A 15,413-nucleotide genomic window follows, 5' to 3' on the forward strand; every position below is an offset into this window, starting at 1 on the left:
ACGCCGCAGCGGCGTTAGCGGCACTCACTTACCCGAATCACTTGACTGTGTAAGCTCATCGGGATGCGTTCATTTGCTGCCTTGCTGCAACGCCGATGACTTTGGGTAATTAATGTAGCCGCGGCATTAGCGGCTCTCATCCTGAGGCGCTTGCCTGGCATCGGTTTCAGCCTGCAACAAAATCGCTTTCCCCATCCACTGCGTCACATCTTGAATACCCGCATCATCCAAATGCCAAATATCTTTCAGCACCATAAACACTTCTGAGCCATAGATTAACGAGAAAGCATAGATCACCCGTTGCAAGGCCTCCGGTGACAACTTCCCTTCCAGCGGCTCGACAGCCAGCTTCAATAACCGCTTACGGTTACCACGCACCAACTTCTCTTCACTGTTAGGATTGCTGCGGTCAGCCGCCCATTGTTGCAATGACAGATGCAGCGCGGCACGAAGTACACCTTCGTGTTGCAACATGCGTGGATAAGCAAAAGAGAGCAGTTCCGCAATGCGTTGCCGGGCATCTGGTTGGGTAGGCTGCCATGCCAATATCGGCCCAAGGCTTTCATCGACCATGGCAGAAACCAACGCACTTTACGTCGGGAAATAACGATAAGCCGTAGCGCGCGAGAGTTGCGCCGCATTTGCTACGTCTGTTATCGACGGAAATGTCCCTTGTTCATACATCGACATCGCTGTATCGATCAGTAACCGCCGGGTTCTGGCTTTGATGGTGGTCAGTGATGGAGAGGCGCGCTCCTGTTTATCCTGATTATGCACGGTCACTCCATGGTCAATAACGAGTATCTGCGCTCACTATAACAAACCGACCGCACAAATCGCCATGAATGCATTTCACCTGCAAACTAATTTTGAGACTCCAGTCTCAAAAAACAGCAGTACCCTTTGCGAAAATGATACTCTAGTCTCAATATGATTCTATCTTAACCAACTCGCTTCGTTGTTCGGCTGTAAGTAGAAAATAAACTTCCAATAAAAAGAAGTGAGCTACACGCGCATTCATAGAAGGATGTTCAGATGCCTCGTCATATTTTTATCGCGACTACCACAGATACCAAAGGCGAAGAGCTGACGTATGTCAGTGAATTGATTAAAGCAACCGGGCTAACAACGGTCACGGTGGATTTATCGACTAAAGAAGGCCAACGAGCCAGTGGCGCAGATATCTCTGCCGAGACAGTAGCGGGCTATCACCCCGATGGGCGTCAGGCGGTGTTCTGTGGTGATAGGGGGCGGGCGATAAGTGCAATGGCCGTCGCTTTTGAGCGTTTTATTGCCAGCCGTGATGATGTGGCCGCGTTATTAGGTCTGGGAGGTTCCGGCGGCACCGCGCTGATTACACCGGCGATGCAAAGCTTACCGATTGGTATTCCTAAATTGATGGTATCTACCATGGCTTCTGGTGATGTTTCAGGTTACATCGGTGCCAGTGATATCGCCATGATGTATTCCGTCACCGATATTGCCGGGCTTAACCGTATTTCTCGTCGTGTACTGAGTAATGCGGCTCACCAGATTGCCGGAGCAGTCTATTTCGCCAAAGAAGAGTTACTGGTTGATGATAAACCGGCGCTGGGCTTGACCATGTTTGGTGTGACAACTCCCTGTATTCAGGCCGTCAGTGCCGCATTATCAGACGAATATGACTGTTTGGTATTCCACGCCACAGGTAGCGGCGGCAAAGCCATGGAAAAACTGGCCGAAAGTGGCTTGCTGGCGGGGGCACTTGATCTGACCACCACCGAGGTCTGCGACCTGTTATTTGACGGGGTATTGGCCTGTGGGCCGGAACGCTTCGATGCTATTGCTCACAGCAACATCCCGTATGTCGGCTCTTGCGGTGCATTGGATATGGTCAACTTCGGCAGCCCGGCAACTATTCCGGCTAAATATACCGATCGCTTGTTCTATAAACATAACGCCCAAGTGACACTGATGCGCACCACCGAGCAAGAGAATATTCAAATGGCACGCTGGATTGGTGAAAAGCTCAATCGTTGTCAGGGTGAAGTGCGCTTCTTAATTCCAGCCGGCGGATTCTCAGCATTGGATGCGCCGGGCCAGCAATTCTGGGATGAAAAAGCGTTGAAAGCCTTTATTGATACGCTGGAAGAGACCGTCATTCAAACTGATAAACGCCGCTTGGTGCACTATCCGTTCAACATCAATGACCCAGAATTTGCCCAGGCCGCAGTAGAAAACTTTAAAGAAATAACAAAGAGCCCATCCCATTAGGGCCATTTTATTCGTGGAGAAACATATGCCAAAATTTCAACGCCAGGCCATTTTAGCCAAATTTCGGGAAATGATTGCCCGCCGTGAGCCGATTATCGGTGGCGGTGCGGGCACAGGGCTGTCAGCTAAATGTGAAGAGGCTGGTGGAATTGATCTTATCGTTATCTATAACTCAGGCCGCTATCGTATGGCGGGGCGTGGGTCGCTGGCAGGTTTGCTGGCCTACGGGAATGCCAATGAAATCGTGGTCGATATGGCCAAAGAAGTGCTGCCGGTAGTCAAAAATACGCCAGTGCTGGCGGGAGTGAATGGTACTGACCCATTCTGTCAGTTCGATCACTTTTTGGACCAATTGAAAGCATTGGGTTTTTCTGGCGTGCAGAACTTCCCAACCGTTGGGTTAATTGACGGTAACTTCCGTGCCAATCTGGAAGAGACCGGCATGGGTTATGGCTTGGAAGTGGATATGATCCGCCTGGCTCACGAAAAAGATTTACTGACCACCCCTTATGTTTTCAGTGCCGCCGATGCGGTTGCCATGACACAAGCGGGTGCTGACATTATTGTGCCACATATGGGGCTGACGACTGGCGGTAACATCGGTGCGGACACGGCACTGAAACTGGCGGACTGTGTGCCTCTGATTAATGACTGGGCTGCGGCGGCAAAAGCGGTACGTGAAGATATCATTGTGCTGTGCCACGGTGGGCCAATTTCCTCACCAGAAGATGCCCAATACATTATGGATAACTGCCCGCAATGTGACGGTTTTTATGGTGCCAGTTCGATGGAACGTCTGCCGACTGAAATTGCACTAACGGACACCACCAAACAGTTTAAAAATATAAAGCGTTGATATTTTGCCAATACCAAAGGGAAAGCCTGTTTTGTGAATTTTGCCGGTTTTTGGCTAAATGAAGATGCAGGATACACAAAACCGAAGTCGATGTTGGCTTCGGTTTTTTTTTGCTTTTTAGCCAGTTCATGCCAGATAGCTGCCGCCAAGATGTGTTATCGCCTGTTGTGTCCGTAACAACTAAAAATAAAGCTCAGCTATTAACTACTTTTAACCGGTTGACAGTCTTTTTCTTCTCGGCGTAACATGCGCGCACTATTCTTGATGAGGACATTCGCCTTGGACACACCCAGTAGATACTGGCTCAATAACCTGTTCATATGGTGCAACTTCTAAGGCTATCCTCATATTTGCTGATAGCCTTCGTGGTTGTCAGCGGCCCCGCTAAGCCGTCGCTGTGAGTCAGATCTCCTTATGGTCTGAAACATAGAGTATTTCTCAATACCTCGCTGTTTCTGTGCTTCAATGCGTTATCCCTATCCATCACCGCAAGGGAGTTTTGGCACATGCTGAGCGCATTTAAATTAAGTAACAATCGCTTATCCCGTTTGGAGCTGGATGAATCAGATGAGTCAGATGATCTGACCTCATCAATTTGGGTCGACTTAGTTGAACCGGAAGAAGGGGAGCGCGAACGCGTCCAGTCTGAGTTAGGGCAAAGCCTGGCGACCCGGCCAGAGTTGGACGACATCGAGGCTTCCGCTCGCTTCTTTGAAGATGAGGATGGCCTGCATATCCACTCCTTCTTCTATTATGAAGATGCTGAAGACCATGCGGGTAACTCAACCGTGGCATTTACCATCCGTGATGGTCGCCTGTATACCCTGCGTGAGCGCGAGTTACCGGCTTTTCGTTTATATCGGATGCGGGCGCGTAACCAAACACTGGTTGATGGCAATGCCTATGAGCTGTTGCTGGATCTGTTCGAAACCAAAATTGAGCAGCTAGCCGATGAAATCGAAAACATTTATAGCGATTTGGAAGCCTTAAGTCGCGTCATTATGGAAGGGCAGCAAGGTGATGAATATGACGCCGCGTTGTCTACCTTAGCGGAACAGGAAGATATCGGCTGGAAAGTGCGCTTGTGTCTGATGGATACCCAGCGAGCACTGAATTTCCTGGTACGTAAAGCCCGCTTGCCGAGTGGTCAACTGGAGCAAGCCCGTGAGGTATTGCGCGATATCGAATCCCTATTGCCACACAATGAATCCCTGTTCCAGAAGGTTAACTTCCTGATGCAGGCAGCAATGGGCTTTATCAATATCGAGCAGAACCGGATTATCAAGATCTTCTCGGTGGTATCGGTGGTGTTCCTGCCGCCAACACTGGTGGCATCCAGCTACGGGATGAACTTTGAGTTTATGCCGGAATTGCGCTGGTCATTTGGCTATCCGGGCGCGATCAGTTTGATGATTATCGCGGGTTTAGCACCGTATCTCTATTTCAAGCGCAAGAACTGGCTCTAACCTAACCTTCGCCCTTGAAGCTGCAGGGGTGTTAGCTGCGTTCACGCACCCGAATCACTTGACTGTGTAAGCTCATCGGGATGAGTTCACTGGCAGCCTACCTGCAACTTCAAGTTCTTTGGTTATCAATATCATAACTCGATGAGTAACCGGGCATGTTTTGTCGGCTTGATATCTAGGCGCGGCGCTTACGTTGGGTGTAGAGCGCATCCAATGTGAACAGCAACAGTGCCGCCCAGATAAAGGCGAAAGTCACCATTTTATCGTTGCCAATGGTTTCGCCGTAGAAGGTTACCGCCAGAATAAACATCAACGTTGGCCCGAGGTATTGGAAAAAGCCCAATGTCGATAGTTTTAAGCGAGTGGCGGCGGCGGTGAAGAACAGTAGCGGGATAGTGGTAATCACCCCGGCTGCTGCCAATAACAGGTTAAGCGACCACGCATTGGTGCTCATGTGGCTGGTTGGGCTATCGGCAATAAAGAACAGATACACCGCTGCTATCGGCAATAGCCACATAGTTTCCACCAGCATGCCGGTTTGGGCATCTATCCCGAGTTTTTTACGAATCAGACCGTATAAAGCAAAGCTTATCGCGAGTCCCAGGGCGATTATCGGTAGCGAGCCAAACTGCCATAATTGAATCAATACCCCGCCGAACGCTAATGCCACCGCAACCCACTGCATGCGACGAAAACGCTCACCCAGAAACAACATGCCGAATAACACATTTACTAGCGGGTTAATGAAATAGCCCAAACTGGCTTCCAGCATATGATTGTGGTTTACCGCCCAGATAAACAACAGCCAGTTACTGGCAATCAACACAGCAGTAACTGCTAGCAATAACAGGCGTTTGCCGTTTCTACAGGCACTGCGTACCTGTGGCCAATTGCGGCTAACAGTTAGCAGGATCAACATAAAGAAAAATGACCAGATAATCCGATGAGTCAAAATTTCATCAGCCGGCACCTGCTGGATGAGCTTGAAATAAGCTGGGGCAATACCCCAAATAAAATAGGCTGCCAGAGCAAATAAAATGCCCTGACGGGTTCGTTGTTTATCCATGGTGTAGCTCGGGACAAGAAAGGAGATGCGGTGAGTGTACTTAACTTCGCGTTACGAATCATCACCGCTGACGGGTAAATCAGCCAACCAGATAAGTTGCCGTTGCGCTAGCGATGTGCATTTGGCTTTCATTATGCAGCTCAACCCGGGCAACCGACACTTTATTGCCACTGCGCAAAATACTGCTGCTGGCAATAAAATGTTTGCCGCGGCCGGGGCGTAGATAGTCAACACGCAGATCGATAGTGCCCATTTTAGCCAGATATATTTGCAATTGTTCTTTAATGAGCGGTTCATGGCGTACCAGGCTATTCCCAACGCACACCAGTCCGGCAGCCACATCCAGCACTGCGGCAATAACGCCACCATGCAAAATTTGTTGTGCAATATTGCCAACTAACTTGTCATTATTATCGAAAGCAATCTCGGCGTAATCTTGCTCGAAACGGGTTAATCGCAGACCAAGCTCACGGTTAAATGGCATGTGATACACAAATACTTCGCCAATCATGCGGCGAGCATCCTCTAACGTTAAAGTTGTTGCTGGCATTTTTCCCTATTCTCTTCTTGGTTGCCGATAAGCAATCATAGTGTAAGTTAACGAATTGTTTATTTTATGCTTCTGCTTTGTTGTTTTCCAGCCGTTAAGCCATAAATATAAACAACACTAATCTCAGATAACATTTGTGTGTAGAATGAGCTGTTTTCATTACAAATAGAAATAATCCGTAAGGTGATGGGGGAATAATGGGAAGATTTTGGCGGATACTGATAGCGCTGTTACTGGTGCCAACGTTGGCACAGGCAGAAGCTGCAACGGTTGAGAAGATTCATGATGCACCTGAGGTGCGTGGTAGTATTATTGCGGCAATGTTGCAGGATCACGATAATCCGTTTCTGCTTTATCCATATGAAACAAACTATCTGTTATATACCTATACCAGTAATATCAATAAAGATGCTATTAGCTCTTATGATTGGGCTGAAAATGCCAAGAGAGATGAAGTTAAATTCCAACTGAGTTTAGGTTTCCCTATTTGGCGTGGTATTGCCGGTGATAACTCATTACTGGGTGCTTCTTATACTCAACGTTCTTGGTGGCAGGCATCCAATAGTGATGAGTCCTCGCCATTCCGCGAAACAAACTATGAACCGCAACTGTTCCTGGCATGGGCAACTGATTACGAGTTGGCGGGCTGGACTTTCCGTGAAGTAGAGTTTGGTTATAACCACCAGTCTAACGGTAAAGCGGATCCAACCTCACGTAGCTGGGACCGTGTTTACACCCGTGTGATGGCACAGCGTGGCAATTTAGAAATTGACTTGAAGCCTTGGTATCGTCTGCCAGAAAGCGACGAGAAAGATGACAACCCGGATATCAATAAATACATGGGTTATTATCGTCTGAAAGTCGGTTATGCCTTGGGTGACAGTGTATTCAGCGTGGATGGCCATTATAACTGGAATACCGGTTATGGCGGCGCAGAAATGGGCTGGAGCTATCCTATCACCAAGCATGTTCGTTTCTATACCCAAGTGTTCAGTGGCTATGGTGAGTCAATGATTGACTATAACTTTAGGCAAACACGGGTGGGTGTGGGTATCATGTTAAACGATGTCCTTTAACGTCATCCGGCGTTAGAAAAGTTTCAGACACAGGCCGGTTAACCGGCCTGTGCAGATCTTATAGTTGGGGAAGAGTGTGTCGACCGCAGCAGTGATAAATAGGGAATTACTGGCAGTGCAGGTATTGCGAGATACTTTCGGCTATCAGCAATTCCGGCCCGGACAACAGGAAATTATCAACGCCACCCTATCAGGGCAAGACTGTCTGGTAGTGATGCCTACCGGTGGTGGTAAGTCCTTGTGTTATCAGATTCCGGCACTGGTGACGGATGGGTTGACGCTGGTAGTCTCTCCGTTGATCTCGCTCATGAAGGATCAGGTCGACCAACTGCTGGCTTACGGCGTTGGTGCGGGGTGCTTAAACTCATCGCAAACACGTGAACAACAGTTAGCCGTGATGGACGGTTGCCGTAGCGGTCAGATTAAGCTGTTGTATATTGCCCCAGAACGCTTGGTCATGGAGAGTTTCCTCGATCAATTGTATCAGTGGCGGCCGGCTTTATTGGCGGTGGATGAGGCGCACTGTATTTCTCAATGGGGTCATGATTTCCGCCCGGAATATCGTGCTCTAGGCCAGTTAAAGCAACGTTTCCCTGATTTACCGGTTATTGCGCTCACTGCCACGGCGGATGACGCGACGCGGGGGGATATTGTTCGTCTGCTTAATCTGGATCAGCCACTGATTCAAGTTAGCAGTTTTGACCGCCCCAATATCCGTTACACCTTGGTAGAGAAGTTCAAACCGCTCGATCAATTATGGCGTTTTGTGCAAGACCAACGTGGCAAAAGTGGCATTATCTATTGTAACAGCCGGGCAAAAGTGGAAGACACCACCGCCCGTTTGCAGAGCCGTGGCTTAAGTGTGGCGGCCTACCATGCCGGGCTGGATAACGAGCGTCGGGGGCAGGTGCAGGAAGCATTCCAGCGCGATGATCTGCAAGTGGTGGTCGCGACCGTGGCCTTTGGTATGGGGATTAACAAACCCAACGTCCGCTTTGTGGTGCATTTTGATATTCCGCGCACTATCGAGTCTTATTATCAGGAAACCGGCCGTGCCGGACGTGATGGCCTGCCTGCTGAAGCCGTGTTGCTGTACGATCCGGCGGATATGGCGTGGTTACGTCGCTGTCTAGAAGAGAAACCTGCAGGGGCACAGCAAGATATTGAACGGCATAAATTAAATGCTATGGGCGCTTTTGCCGAGGCGCAGACTTGTCGTCGTCTGGTGCTGCTCAACTATTTTGGTGAGGGTAAACAGCAGTCGTGTGGTAACTGTGATATTTGCCTCGATCCGCCGAAGCGCTACGATGGGCTGGCTGATGCACAAAAAGCCCTCTCGTGTGTTTATCGTGTCGGACAGCGGTTTGGTCTGGGGTATATTGTCGAGGTGCTGCGCGGGGCGAATAACCAGCGTATCCGTGAAATGGGTCATGACAAGTTATCAGTGTATGGGATTGGCCGCGAACAAAGCCACGAACACTGGGTCAGTATATTGCGCCAGCTTATCCATCTCGGGTTGCTGAGCCAAAATATCGCAATGTTTTCAGCGTTACAACTGACTGAGGCCGCTCGCCCGATTCTGCGTGCTGAATTGCCGTTACAATTGGCAGTGCCGCGTATTCAGAGCCTGAAAGTGCGCAGTAGCGCTAATCAAAAATCTTATGGCGGCAATTATGATCGCAAGTTGTTCGCCAAATTGCGCAAGTTGCGTAAATCTATCGCTGACGAAGGCAATATTCCGCCTTATGTGGTGTTTAACGATGCTACCTTGCTGGAGATGGCGGAACAGATGCCGATTACTGCCAGCGAGCTGTTGAGCGTCAATGGTGTTGGGCAACGCAAACTGGAGCGTTTTGGCGCGCCGTTTATGGCGATGATCCGCGACCATGTAGACAACAACGACGACTAACCAGTCGCCTTTCGCTAACGCCCCTGCGATTTTCGGTTCGCAGGGTATATGAGAATCTATCATGTTGATGCTATTCCTTACCGTTGCGCTGGTCCATCTGGTTGCATTAATGAGCCCAGGGCCGGATTTCTTTTTTGTCTCGCAAACCGCCGCCAGCCGTTCGCGCCGTGAGGCGATGATGGGGGTGGTCGGGATCTCGCTGGGAATTGTTATCTGGGCTGGTGTGGCGCTGATGGGGTTGAACCTTATCTTGCAGAAAATGGCGTGGTTACATCAGATTATTATGGTCGGTGGTGGGCTATATCTGTGCTGGATGGGGTGGCAACTGCTGAAATCTGCCCGAGCCAAACGTCATGGTAGCGAGGGGGAGGTTCAAGTTGCACTACCCGCCCGTGGTCGGACCTTCCTGCGCGGCTTCCTGACTAATCTGTCGAACCCGAAAGCCGTTATCTATTTTGGCAGTGTGTTCTCACTGTTTGTCGGCGATGACGTCAGTGCGGGTGCGCGCTGGGGCTTGTTCGTGCTGATTGTTGGTGAAACCTTCGTCTGGTTCACTATTGTCGCCTGCGTATTTGCCTTGCCGGTGATGCGCCGTGGCTATCAGCGTTTATCAAAATGGATTGATGGGCTGGCGGGAGTACTGTTTGCCGGTTTTGGTATCCATTTGATCTTATCGCGCTAATTAATGCCCCAACTGGCAGATGATGCCGGTTGGGTAATCATTTGTTTGAATTAGCATTACACTTTTCTGGCGGTTGCCAATAACGCGCCTACCAGCATAAATAAGCCACCAAATATCCGGTTCAGTAATTTCATTTGTTGTGGTGATTTAATCCAGCCAGCAATTCGGGTGGCAAGGGTGGCGTAACCAATCATCACAATAATATCAACCACCACGCTGGTGGTGCCGAGAATCAGATATTGCGCCACTTGCGGTTGATGTGGCAGCACAAATTGTGGGAATAATGCCGCCAGAAAAACGATGCTTTTTGGGTTGGTAAGGTTAACAAACACCGCGCGTTTAAACAGTTTTCGCCGCGGCATACTGTTGGCTAGCGCATGCAGATCCAGCGCACCGGCAGCGCGCCATTGCTGAATCCCAAGCCAGATTAAGTAAGCCGCACCAAGCCATTTTAGTATTTCAAATGCCAGCAAGGATTGTGAAATCAGTGCACCCAACCCCACGCCAACTAATACAATGTGCACGGCTAATCCCAATTGCAGTCCGCAAATTGAGGCTACAACCCCGCGCGTACCGTGGCTGATGGCGGTGCTCATGGTGTTAATGGCCCCAGAACCAGGGGACAGGCTGAGGATCAATGTGGTCAGTAGATAGGTTAACCACCAGTCTAAGGTCATCGGCAAAGCTCCCTGAATGCATAAATTTATGCCACAATACTCTATTGCTAATAGTTGTGCTATGGCTCACAGAACGACTGGGTTTACCAGAATATCAGGTGTATTGAACATTGAGCAATTCCGGTCAAAGGATGTCATCAGTCATGATTTACAAGGTCATGCTATATCGAGCCACGCTATGCCGTTAGACAATAGTTGGTTAACGCGTGAAGAGCAGTTTGCTGCTTTTGTTAATGGGCCGCTGTTAGATTTTTGGCAACAGCGAGATGAGGATGAGTTTATCGGCGTCGATGATATTCCGATTCGCTATGTCCGCTTTCGTGCACCACAACACACTCGAGTGGTGGTGGTGGTGCCCGGCCGCATTGAAAGTTACGTTAAATATCCTGAAGTGGCTTATGATCTGTTTCAGCAAGGCTATGATGTGATAGTGCTGGATCATCGTGGGCAAGGGCGGTCGGGTCGCTTGCTTGAGGATGGTAACCGTGGTCATGTGATTAAGTTTGATGATTATATTGAGGATTTTGCGCAGTTAGTGCAGCGCGAAATAACTGATAGCCATTATCAGCAGCGATTTGCCCTGGCTCATTCAATGGGGGGGGCAATTCTCACGCGTTATCTGGCCAGAGAACCGGATGTGTTTAATGCGGTAGCATTATGTGCTCCGATGTTTGGTATCCACTTACCGATGCCCGGCTGGCTGGCTCACCGGATTGTCGACTGGGCCGAAAGGTATCAAACGCTGCGCGACTATTATGCTATTGGTACCGGCCAGTGGCGGCCACTGCCCTATCTGGTCAATGTGTTAACCCATAGCCGTGAGCGATATCGCCGCTATTTACGCCAATATGCGGATACACCGGAAATACGTCTTGGTGGGCCAACCTATCATTGGATCCGAGAAAGTCTGCTGGTGGGCGAGCAAATCATCGCGCAAGCAGAAAAGATAACCACGCCGGTTCTATTATTACAAGCCAGTGAGGATCGGGTAGTACATAACCCGGCTCATGATGCTTTTTCTCAGGCAATGACTTTGGCAGGACACCCTTGCGAAGGGGGGCAACCTAAGAGAGTTCAAGGTGCACGCCATGAGATCCTGTTCGAGCGGGACCAGCTTCGTGCCGAGGCGCTGAGCGCCATATTGCGCTTTTTCGCGCAACATCAATCATCAGTCGGCCATTATGGCTCCGACGCCACCAGAGGTTAGAACATACCGCTATGTATCATGTTGTTGCTTCCGATTTAGATGGCACCCTGCTATCACCTGATCATCTTTTAACGCCATATACCAAAGAAACACTCAAGTTGCTGACGCAGCGCGACGTGCATTTTGTGTTTGCCACTGGTCGCCATCATATCGATGTGGCACAAATCCGCGATAGCTTGGAAATCAGTGCCTTTATGATTACCTCCAACGGCGCACGGGTGCACAACACGGCGGGAGAGCTGATTTTTAGTCATAACCTTGATGCAGATATTGCGCGTGATCTGTACAATATTGAGCACCATAACCCGGATATCCTGACCAACGTCTATCTGAACGACGAATGGTTTATGAACCGTGAAAGCCCGGCACAGAAAGAATTTTTCCGTGAGTCGGTATTTAATTATCAGGTATTTGAACCTGCATTACTGCCAACCGATGGTGTGTGTAAGGTTTACTTCACCTGTGAAGATCATGACAAGTTGTTGATTTTAGAAGAAGCCATCAATGCACGTTGGGGCGATCGAGTTAATGTCAGTTTTTCTTTCCCAACCTGTCTGGAAGTGATGGGCGGCGGTGTCTCTAAGGGGCATGCGCTAGATCAAGTTGCCAAAATTATCGGTTATTCACTGAAAGAATGTATCGCTTTTGGTGATGGTATGAATGACCTGGAAATGCTGTCGATGTCTGGCAAAGGCTGCATCATGCGTGATGCGCATCAACGGCTAAAAGACATGTTACCGAATCTGGAAGTGATAGGTTCAAACGCCGATGATGCTGTTCCACACTATTTGCGTAAGATGTTTTTAGGCACAGATAAGTAACTGATTTACTCAAGTAAATGCAACTTGCCGTAAACGAAAAAGTGGCGCATTAAACATAATTGCGCCACTGGTTTATTCCGTTATCTCAGAGCATCAACTTACTGGTGTTGCCCCTGTTTTTGCAGGAACTGCACACCTTGATCCGGGAAGTCAGTAAACACCCCGTCAACCTGTGCTTGATTGTAGATAATATCGAATAGCTGATTGACGTTAGTCGCGTATTTCGGCAGCTTATCCGCACGGATGGTGTATGGGTGAACCATCATATTGTTGGCATGCGCATCTTTGACCATATTGGTCAGCTTGATGTTATCCGGCGTAGAGGTTTCAACCACCAGCATATGGTAGTCAGGGCCGATGCCATCGGCATACTGTGCTACTTGCTTCATCGCTCCTGGCTTGAACATCCAGTCGTAACTGTAATTGACCCATTTGCCATCAGGCTTCTGTTCGTAGGTTTCATTCCAGTCGGTATAAGCCACCAGTTGGACCAGTTTTAGGTCCATACCCATCTTCGGTTCCAGCTCGTTTTTGATGCGCTTTAATTCATTGGCATCAAAGCATTGCAGATAAACTTTATCGCCCTTGGTGGTGTAACCGTACTGTTTCAGTACTTCCAACACCTTGGTTGAGATGTCTTTCCCTTCTTGTTTATGGAACCACGGTGCTTTTATTTCTGGGTAAATCCCAACGTTTTTACCGGTCGAATGATTCAAACCTTGAACAAATTCAATCTCCTCCTGGAAGGTATGTACACGGAAGTCAGATTTGCCCATCGGGAAACGGCCCGGATAGCTCTGCACTTTCTTACCGTCTTTATCAATATCAAAGCCTTCGGTAAATTTCAGTGATTTAATTTCTGGTAGCGTAAAGTCAATGGCGTAATAGCGGCCATCTTTGCGTGCGCGATCGGGGAAGCGCTCAGCCACATCGGTCACGCGATCCAGATAATGGTCGTGCAGAACCACCAACTCATTATCTTTGGTCATCACCAAATCTTGTTCAAGATAATCCGCACCTTGCGCGTAGGCCATGGCTTTAGCGGGCAGTGAATGCTCCGGCAGATAACCACTGGCACCACGGTGTGCGATGACAACTTTGCTTGCCGACGGTTTGGTGACTACTGATGACTGCTCGGCGGCCTGCGCCATACCGGTAACTGAGGATGCCAGAATAATACTCGCCAACAGGGTTTTGATGTGGGTTTGCATTGATAGTGCTCCATTTATCAATCTCAGGGTATGAAAAAGGCTATGTCGCTATAAATCCATCAATAACGACACAGCCTGAAAAAACGTAACTAGATGAACTTATAAGCCCTGTTTTCTAGCCAGCTCTGCGTGATGCTTTTTCTCACTAAACATCACAACGATCAGTAACAGAACAGCCAAGATACTGCCGCCGATCATGACCATAAAGCCGCCGTCCCAACCGAAGTAGTCCACGGTATAACCGACGATGGCACTCGCTGCTACCGAGCCGCCCAGATAACCGAACAAGCCGGTGAAGCCCGCGGCGGTCCCTGCTGCTTTTTTCGGTGCTAATTCAAGCGCATGTAAGCCAATCAACATTACCGGGCCATAGATCAGGAAGCCGATGGTGATCATACAGGCCATATCGATACCTGGGTTACCGACCGGGTTCAGCCAGTAAATGATGGTAGCGATAGTCACCAGAGTCATAAAGAACACACCGGTAGCCCCGCGGTTACCTCTAAACACTTTGTCGGACATCCAACCGCACAACAGCGTCCCTGGAATACCAGCGTATTCATACAGGAAATAAGCCCATGAGGATTTATCCAGTGCGAAGTGTTTCACTTCTTTCAGGTAGGTCGGTGACCAGTCGAGGATGCCGTAACGCAGTAAATAAACAAAAACGTTAGCAATCGCGATATACCACAGCAGTTTGTTGGGCAATATGTATTGCATGAAGATCTGTTTAGCAGTCAGTTCTTCTTCTGCTTCTTCGCTGTAGTCATCTGGATAGTCGTTTTTGTACTCTTCAATCGGGGGCAAGCCCACGGATTGAGGGGTATCACGCATCAGACCAAAGACAATCAATGCCACCAGAATGGCACCAAAAGCAGGCATGTAGAGTGCGGCTTTCCAGTCGTTAAACCACGCCATCCCCAGCAGGAACAGTAATGGTGGTAAGCCACCACCGACGTTATGGGCGCAGTTCCAGACTGACACGATACTGCCGCGTTCCTTCTTCGACCACCAGTGCACCATGGTACGGCCACATGGCGGCCAACCCATACCCTGGAACCAGCCACATAAGAACAGCAGCACGAACATCACGGCGATACTGGATGTTGCCCAAGGCACAAAGCCCATAAACAGCATCACGGCGGCGGCGAGAATCAAACCGGCAGAGAGGAATACCCGTGGGTTAGACCGGTCAGAAACCGAACCCATGATGAATTTTGAGAAACCGTAGGCAATAGAAATACCCGATAACGCGAACCCCAGATCCCCGCGAGAGAACCCTTGTTCGATCAAATACGGCATGGCGAGAGTAAAGTTTTTACGCACCAGATAGTAAGCGGCGTAACCGAAAAAGATGCCCATAAAGATTTGCCAGCGTAGGCGGCGGTAGGTGGGATCAATCTGTTCTGCTGGAAGCCGGGCCTGATGCGGCGCGGGCTTAAAAATACTCAACATGAGTGCCTCCGATGGCTTTTTTGTAGTTTTTGACCCCGGTATAGCCTGGTATCTACCCGGTAGTTAAACGGCTAACTTGCTGTCGTTTATGTTCCATAACGAGCGCCATGCTAGATAAATTCGCATAACTTATCTGTGAGTGATGGCTCATTTGTTACAGTTATATGAAAGCGGCGGCAATTTT

Annotated in this window: 13 protein-coding genes and 1 pseudogene; 8 read left to right on the top strand and 6 right to left on the bottom strand. The window is 49.2% G+C overall.

What is annotated here, in order from left to right:
• Nucleotides 1–126 precede the first annotated feature (126 nt).
• A pseudogene (locus tag V2A85_RS02585) lies at nucleotides 127–777 on the bottom strand (TetR/AcrR family transcriptional regulator).
• A gap of 258 nt (nucleotides 778–1,035) precedes the next feature.
• On the opposite strand from V2A85_RS02585, the gene V2A85_RS02590 reads away from it, so the two are divergent.
• From V2A85_RS02590 to corA, 3 genes are all read left to right on the top strand, one after another.
• The gene (locus V2A85_RS02590; RefSeq protein ID WP_420070852.1) at nucleotides 1,036–2,253 is read left to right on the top strand and encodes a Tm-1-like ATP-binding domain-containing protein; all 1,218 of its coding nucleotides are present in this window, start codon (nucleotides 1,036–1,038) and stop codon (nucleotides 2,251–2,253) included.
• A 25-nt stretch (nucleotides 2,254–2,278) separates the two neighbouring features.
• Entirely contained in the window at nucleotides 2,279–3,109 is an 831-nt protein-coding gene (locus tag V2A85_RS02595; protein WP_083161917.1) for a phosphoenolpyruvate hydrolase family protein, read from the top strand.
• A gap of 506 nt (nucleotides 3,110–3,615) precedes the next feature.
• Nucleotides 3,616–4,575, top strand: a complete 960-nt coding sequence (corA, locus tag V2A85_RS02600) for a magnesium/cobalt transporter CorA (RefSeq protein ID WP_005188027.1) — start codon at nucleotides 3,616–3,618, stop codon at nucleotides 4,573–4,575.
• A gap of 175 nt (nucleotides 4,576–4,750) precedes the next feature.
• Here the strand turns inward: corA and rarD are convergent, their stop codons facing one another.
• Both rarD and V2A85_RS02610 read right to left on the bottom strand, forming a co-directional pair.
• A complete protein-coding gene (gene rarD / locus V2A85_RS02605) occupies nucleotides 4,751–5,641 on the bottom strand; it encodes an EamA family transporter RarD (RefSeq protein WP_083161919.1) in 891 nt (296 codons plus the stop codon).
• Between the two features lie 79 nt (nucleotides 5,642–5,720).
• On the bottom strand, nucleotides 5,721–6,191 hold the full coding sequence (locus tag V2A85_RS02610) for a thioesterase family protein (protein WP_372560065.1): 471 nt from the start codon (nucleotides 6,189–6,191) through the stop codon (nucleotides 5,721–5,723).
• A gap of 197 nt (nucleotides 6,192–6,388) precedes the next feature.
• Here V2A85_RS02610 and pldA point away from each other — a divergent pair, with 197 nt between their 5' ends.
• The 3 genes from pldA (at nucleotide 6,389) to rhtC (ending at nucleotide 9,858) form a co-directional block, all read left to right on the top strand.
• Complete coding sequence (pldA, locus tag V2A85_RS02615; protein WP_083161924.1) at nucleotides 6,389–7,267, top strand: phospholipase A; 879 nt, start codon at nucleotides 6,389–6,391, stop codon at nucleotides 7,265–7,267.
• Nucleotides 7,268–7,343: 76 nt separating this feature from the next.
• On the top strand, nucleotides 7,344–9,176 hold the full coding sequence (gene recQ / locus V2A85_RS02620; RefSeq protein WP_372560064.1) for an ATP-dependent DNA helicase RecQ: 1,833 nt from the start codon (nucleotides 7,344–7,346) through the stop codon (nucleotides 9,174–9,176).
• Nucleotides 9,177–9,237: 61 nt separating this feature from the next.
• The gene (rhtC, locus tag V2A85_RS02625) at nucleotides 9,238–9,858 is read left to right on the top strand and encodes a threonine export protein RhtC (protein ID WP_372560063.1); all 621 of its coding nucleotides are present in this window, start codon (nucleotides 9,238–9,240) and stop codon (nucleotides 9,856–9,858) included.
• Nucleotides 9,859–9,914: 56 nt separating this feature from the next.
• Here rhtC and rhtB read toward each other — a convergent pair whose 3' ends face one another.
• A complete protein-coding gene (rhtB, locus tag V2A85_RS02630; protein WP_005188003.1) occupies nucleotides 9,915–10,535 on the bottom strand; it encodes a homoserine/homoserine lactone efflux protein in 621 nt (206 codons plus the stop codon).
• A gap of 178 nt (nucleotides 10,536–10,713) precedes the next feature.
• Here rhtB and pldB point away from each other — a divergent pair, with 178 nt between their 5' ends.
• Nucleotides 10,714–11,742, top strand: a complete 1,029-nt coding sequence (gene pldB / locus V2A85_RS02635) for a lysophospholipase L2 (RefSeq protein ID WP_372560667.1) — start codon at nucleotides 10,714–10,716, stop codon at nucleotides 11,740–11,742.
• Between the two features lie 11 nt (nucleotides 11,743–11,753).
• Nucleotides 11,754–12,563, top strand: coding sequence for a sugar/pyridoxal phosphate phosphatase YigL (gene yigL / locus V2A85_RS02640; protein ID WP_372560061.1), 810 nt, complete (start codon nucleotides 11,754–11,756; stop codon nucleotides 12,561–12,563).
• Nucleotides 12,564–12,661: 98 nt separating this feature from the next.
• On the opposite strand, the gene glpQ is transcribed toward yigL, so the two are convergent.
• The gene (gene glpQ, locus V2A85_RS02645; RefSeq protein WP_372560060.1) at nucleotides 12,662–13,774 is read right to left on the bottom strand and encodes a glycerophosphodiester phosphodiesterase; all 1,113 of its coding nucleotides are present in this window, start codon (nucleotides 13,772–13,774) and stop codon (nucleotides 12,662–12,664) included.
• 99 nt (nucleotides 13,775–13,873) lie between these two features.
• Nucleotides 13,874–15,229 (bottom strand): glycerol-3-phosphate transporter, encoded by a 1,356-nt coding sequence (glpT, locus tag V2A85_RS02650; protein ID WP_005187993.1) that lies wholly within the window; start codon nucleotides 15,227–15,229, stop codon nucleotides 13,874–13,876.
• Nucleotides 15,230–15,413 lie beyond the last annotated feature (184 nt).

This window comes from Yersinia sp. 1252 StPb PI (assembly GCF_048593885.1).
Taxonomy (GTDB): domain Bacteria; phylum Pseudomonadota; class Gammaproteobacteria; order Enterobacterales; family Enterobacteriaceae; genus Yersinia; species Yersinia enterocolitica_E.

Bases quoted from the DNA above. Each gene is read 5' to 3' on its own strand.
- V2A85_RS02590 (WP_420070852.1), top strand. From the start codon at position 1,036: ATGCCTCGTCATATTTTTATCGCGACTACCACAGATACCAAAGGCGAA.
- V2A85_RS02595 (WP_083161917.1), top strand. From the start codon at position 2,279: ATGCCAAAATTTCAACGCCAGGCCATTTTAGCCAAATTTCGGGAAATG.
- corA (WP_005188027.1), top strand. From the start codon at position 3,616: ATGCTGAGCGCATTTAAATTAAGTAACAATCGCTTATCCCGTTTGGAG.
- rarD (WP_083161919.1), bottom strand. From the start codon at position 5,641: ATGGATAAACAACGAACCCGTCAGGGCATTTTATTTGCTCTGGCAGCC.
- V2A85_RS02610 (WP_372560065.1), bottom strand. From the start codon at position 6,191: ATGCCAGCAACAACTTTAACGTTAGAGGATGCTCGCCGCATGATTGGC.
- pldA (WP_083161924.1), top strand. From the start codon at position 6,389: ATGGGAAGATTTTGGCGGATACTGATAGCGCTGTTACTGGTGCCAACG.
- rhtC (WP_372560063.1), top strand. From the start codon at position 9,238: ATGTTGATGCTATTCCTTACCGTTGCGCTGGTCCATCTGGTTGCATTA.
- rhtB (WP_005188003.1), bottom strand. From the start codon at position 10,535: ATGACCTTAGACTGGTGGTTAACCTATCTACTGACCACATTGATCCTC.
- pldB (WP_372560667.1), top strand. From the start codon at position 10,714: ATGCCGTTAGACAATAGTTGGTTAACGCGTGAAGAGCAGTTTGCTGCT.
- yigL (WP_372560061.1), top strand. From the start codon at position 11,754: ATGTATCATGTTGTTGCTTCCGATTTAGATGGCACCCTGCTATCACCT.
- glpQ (WP_372560060.1), bottom strand. From the start codon at position 13,774: ATGCAAACCCACATCAAAACCCTGTTGGCGAGTATTATTCTGGCATCC.
- glpT (WP_005187993.1), bottom strand. From the start codon at position 15,229: ATGTTGAGTATTTTTAAGCCCGCGCCGCATCAGGCCCGGCTTCCAGCA.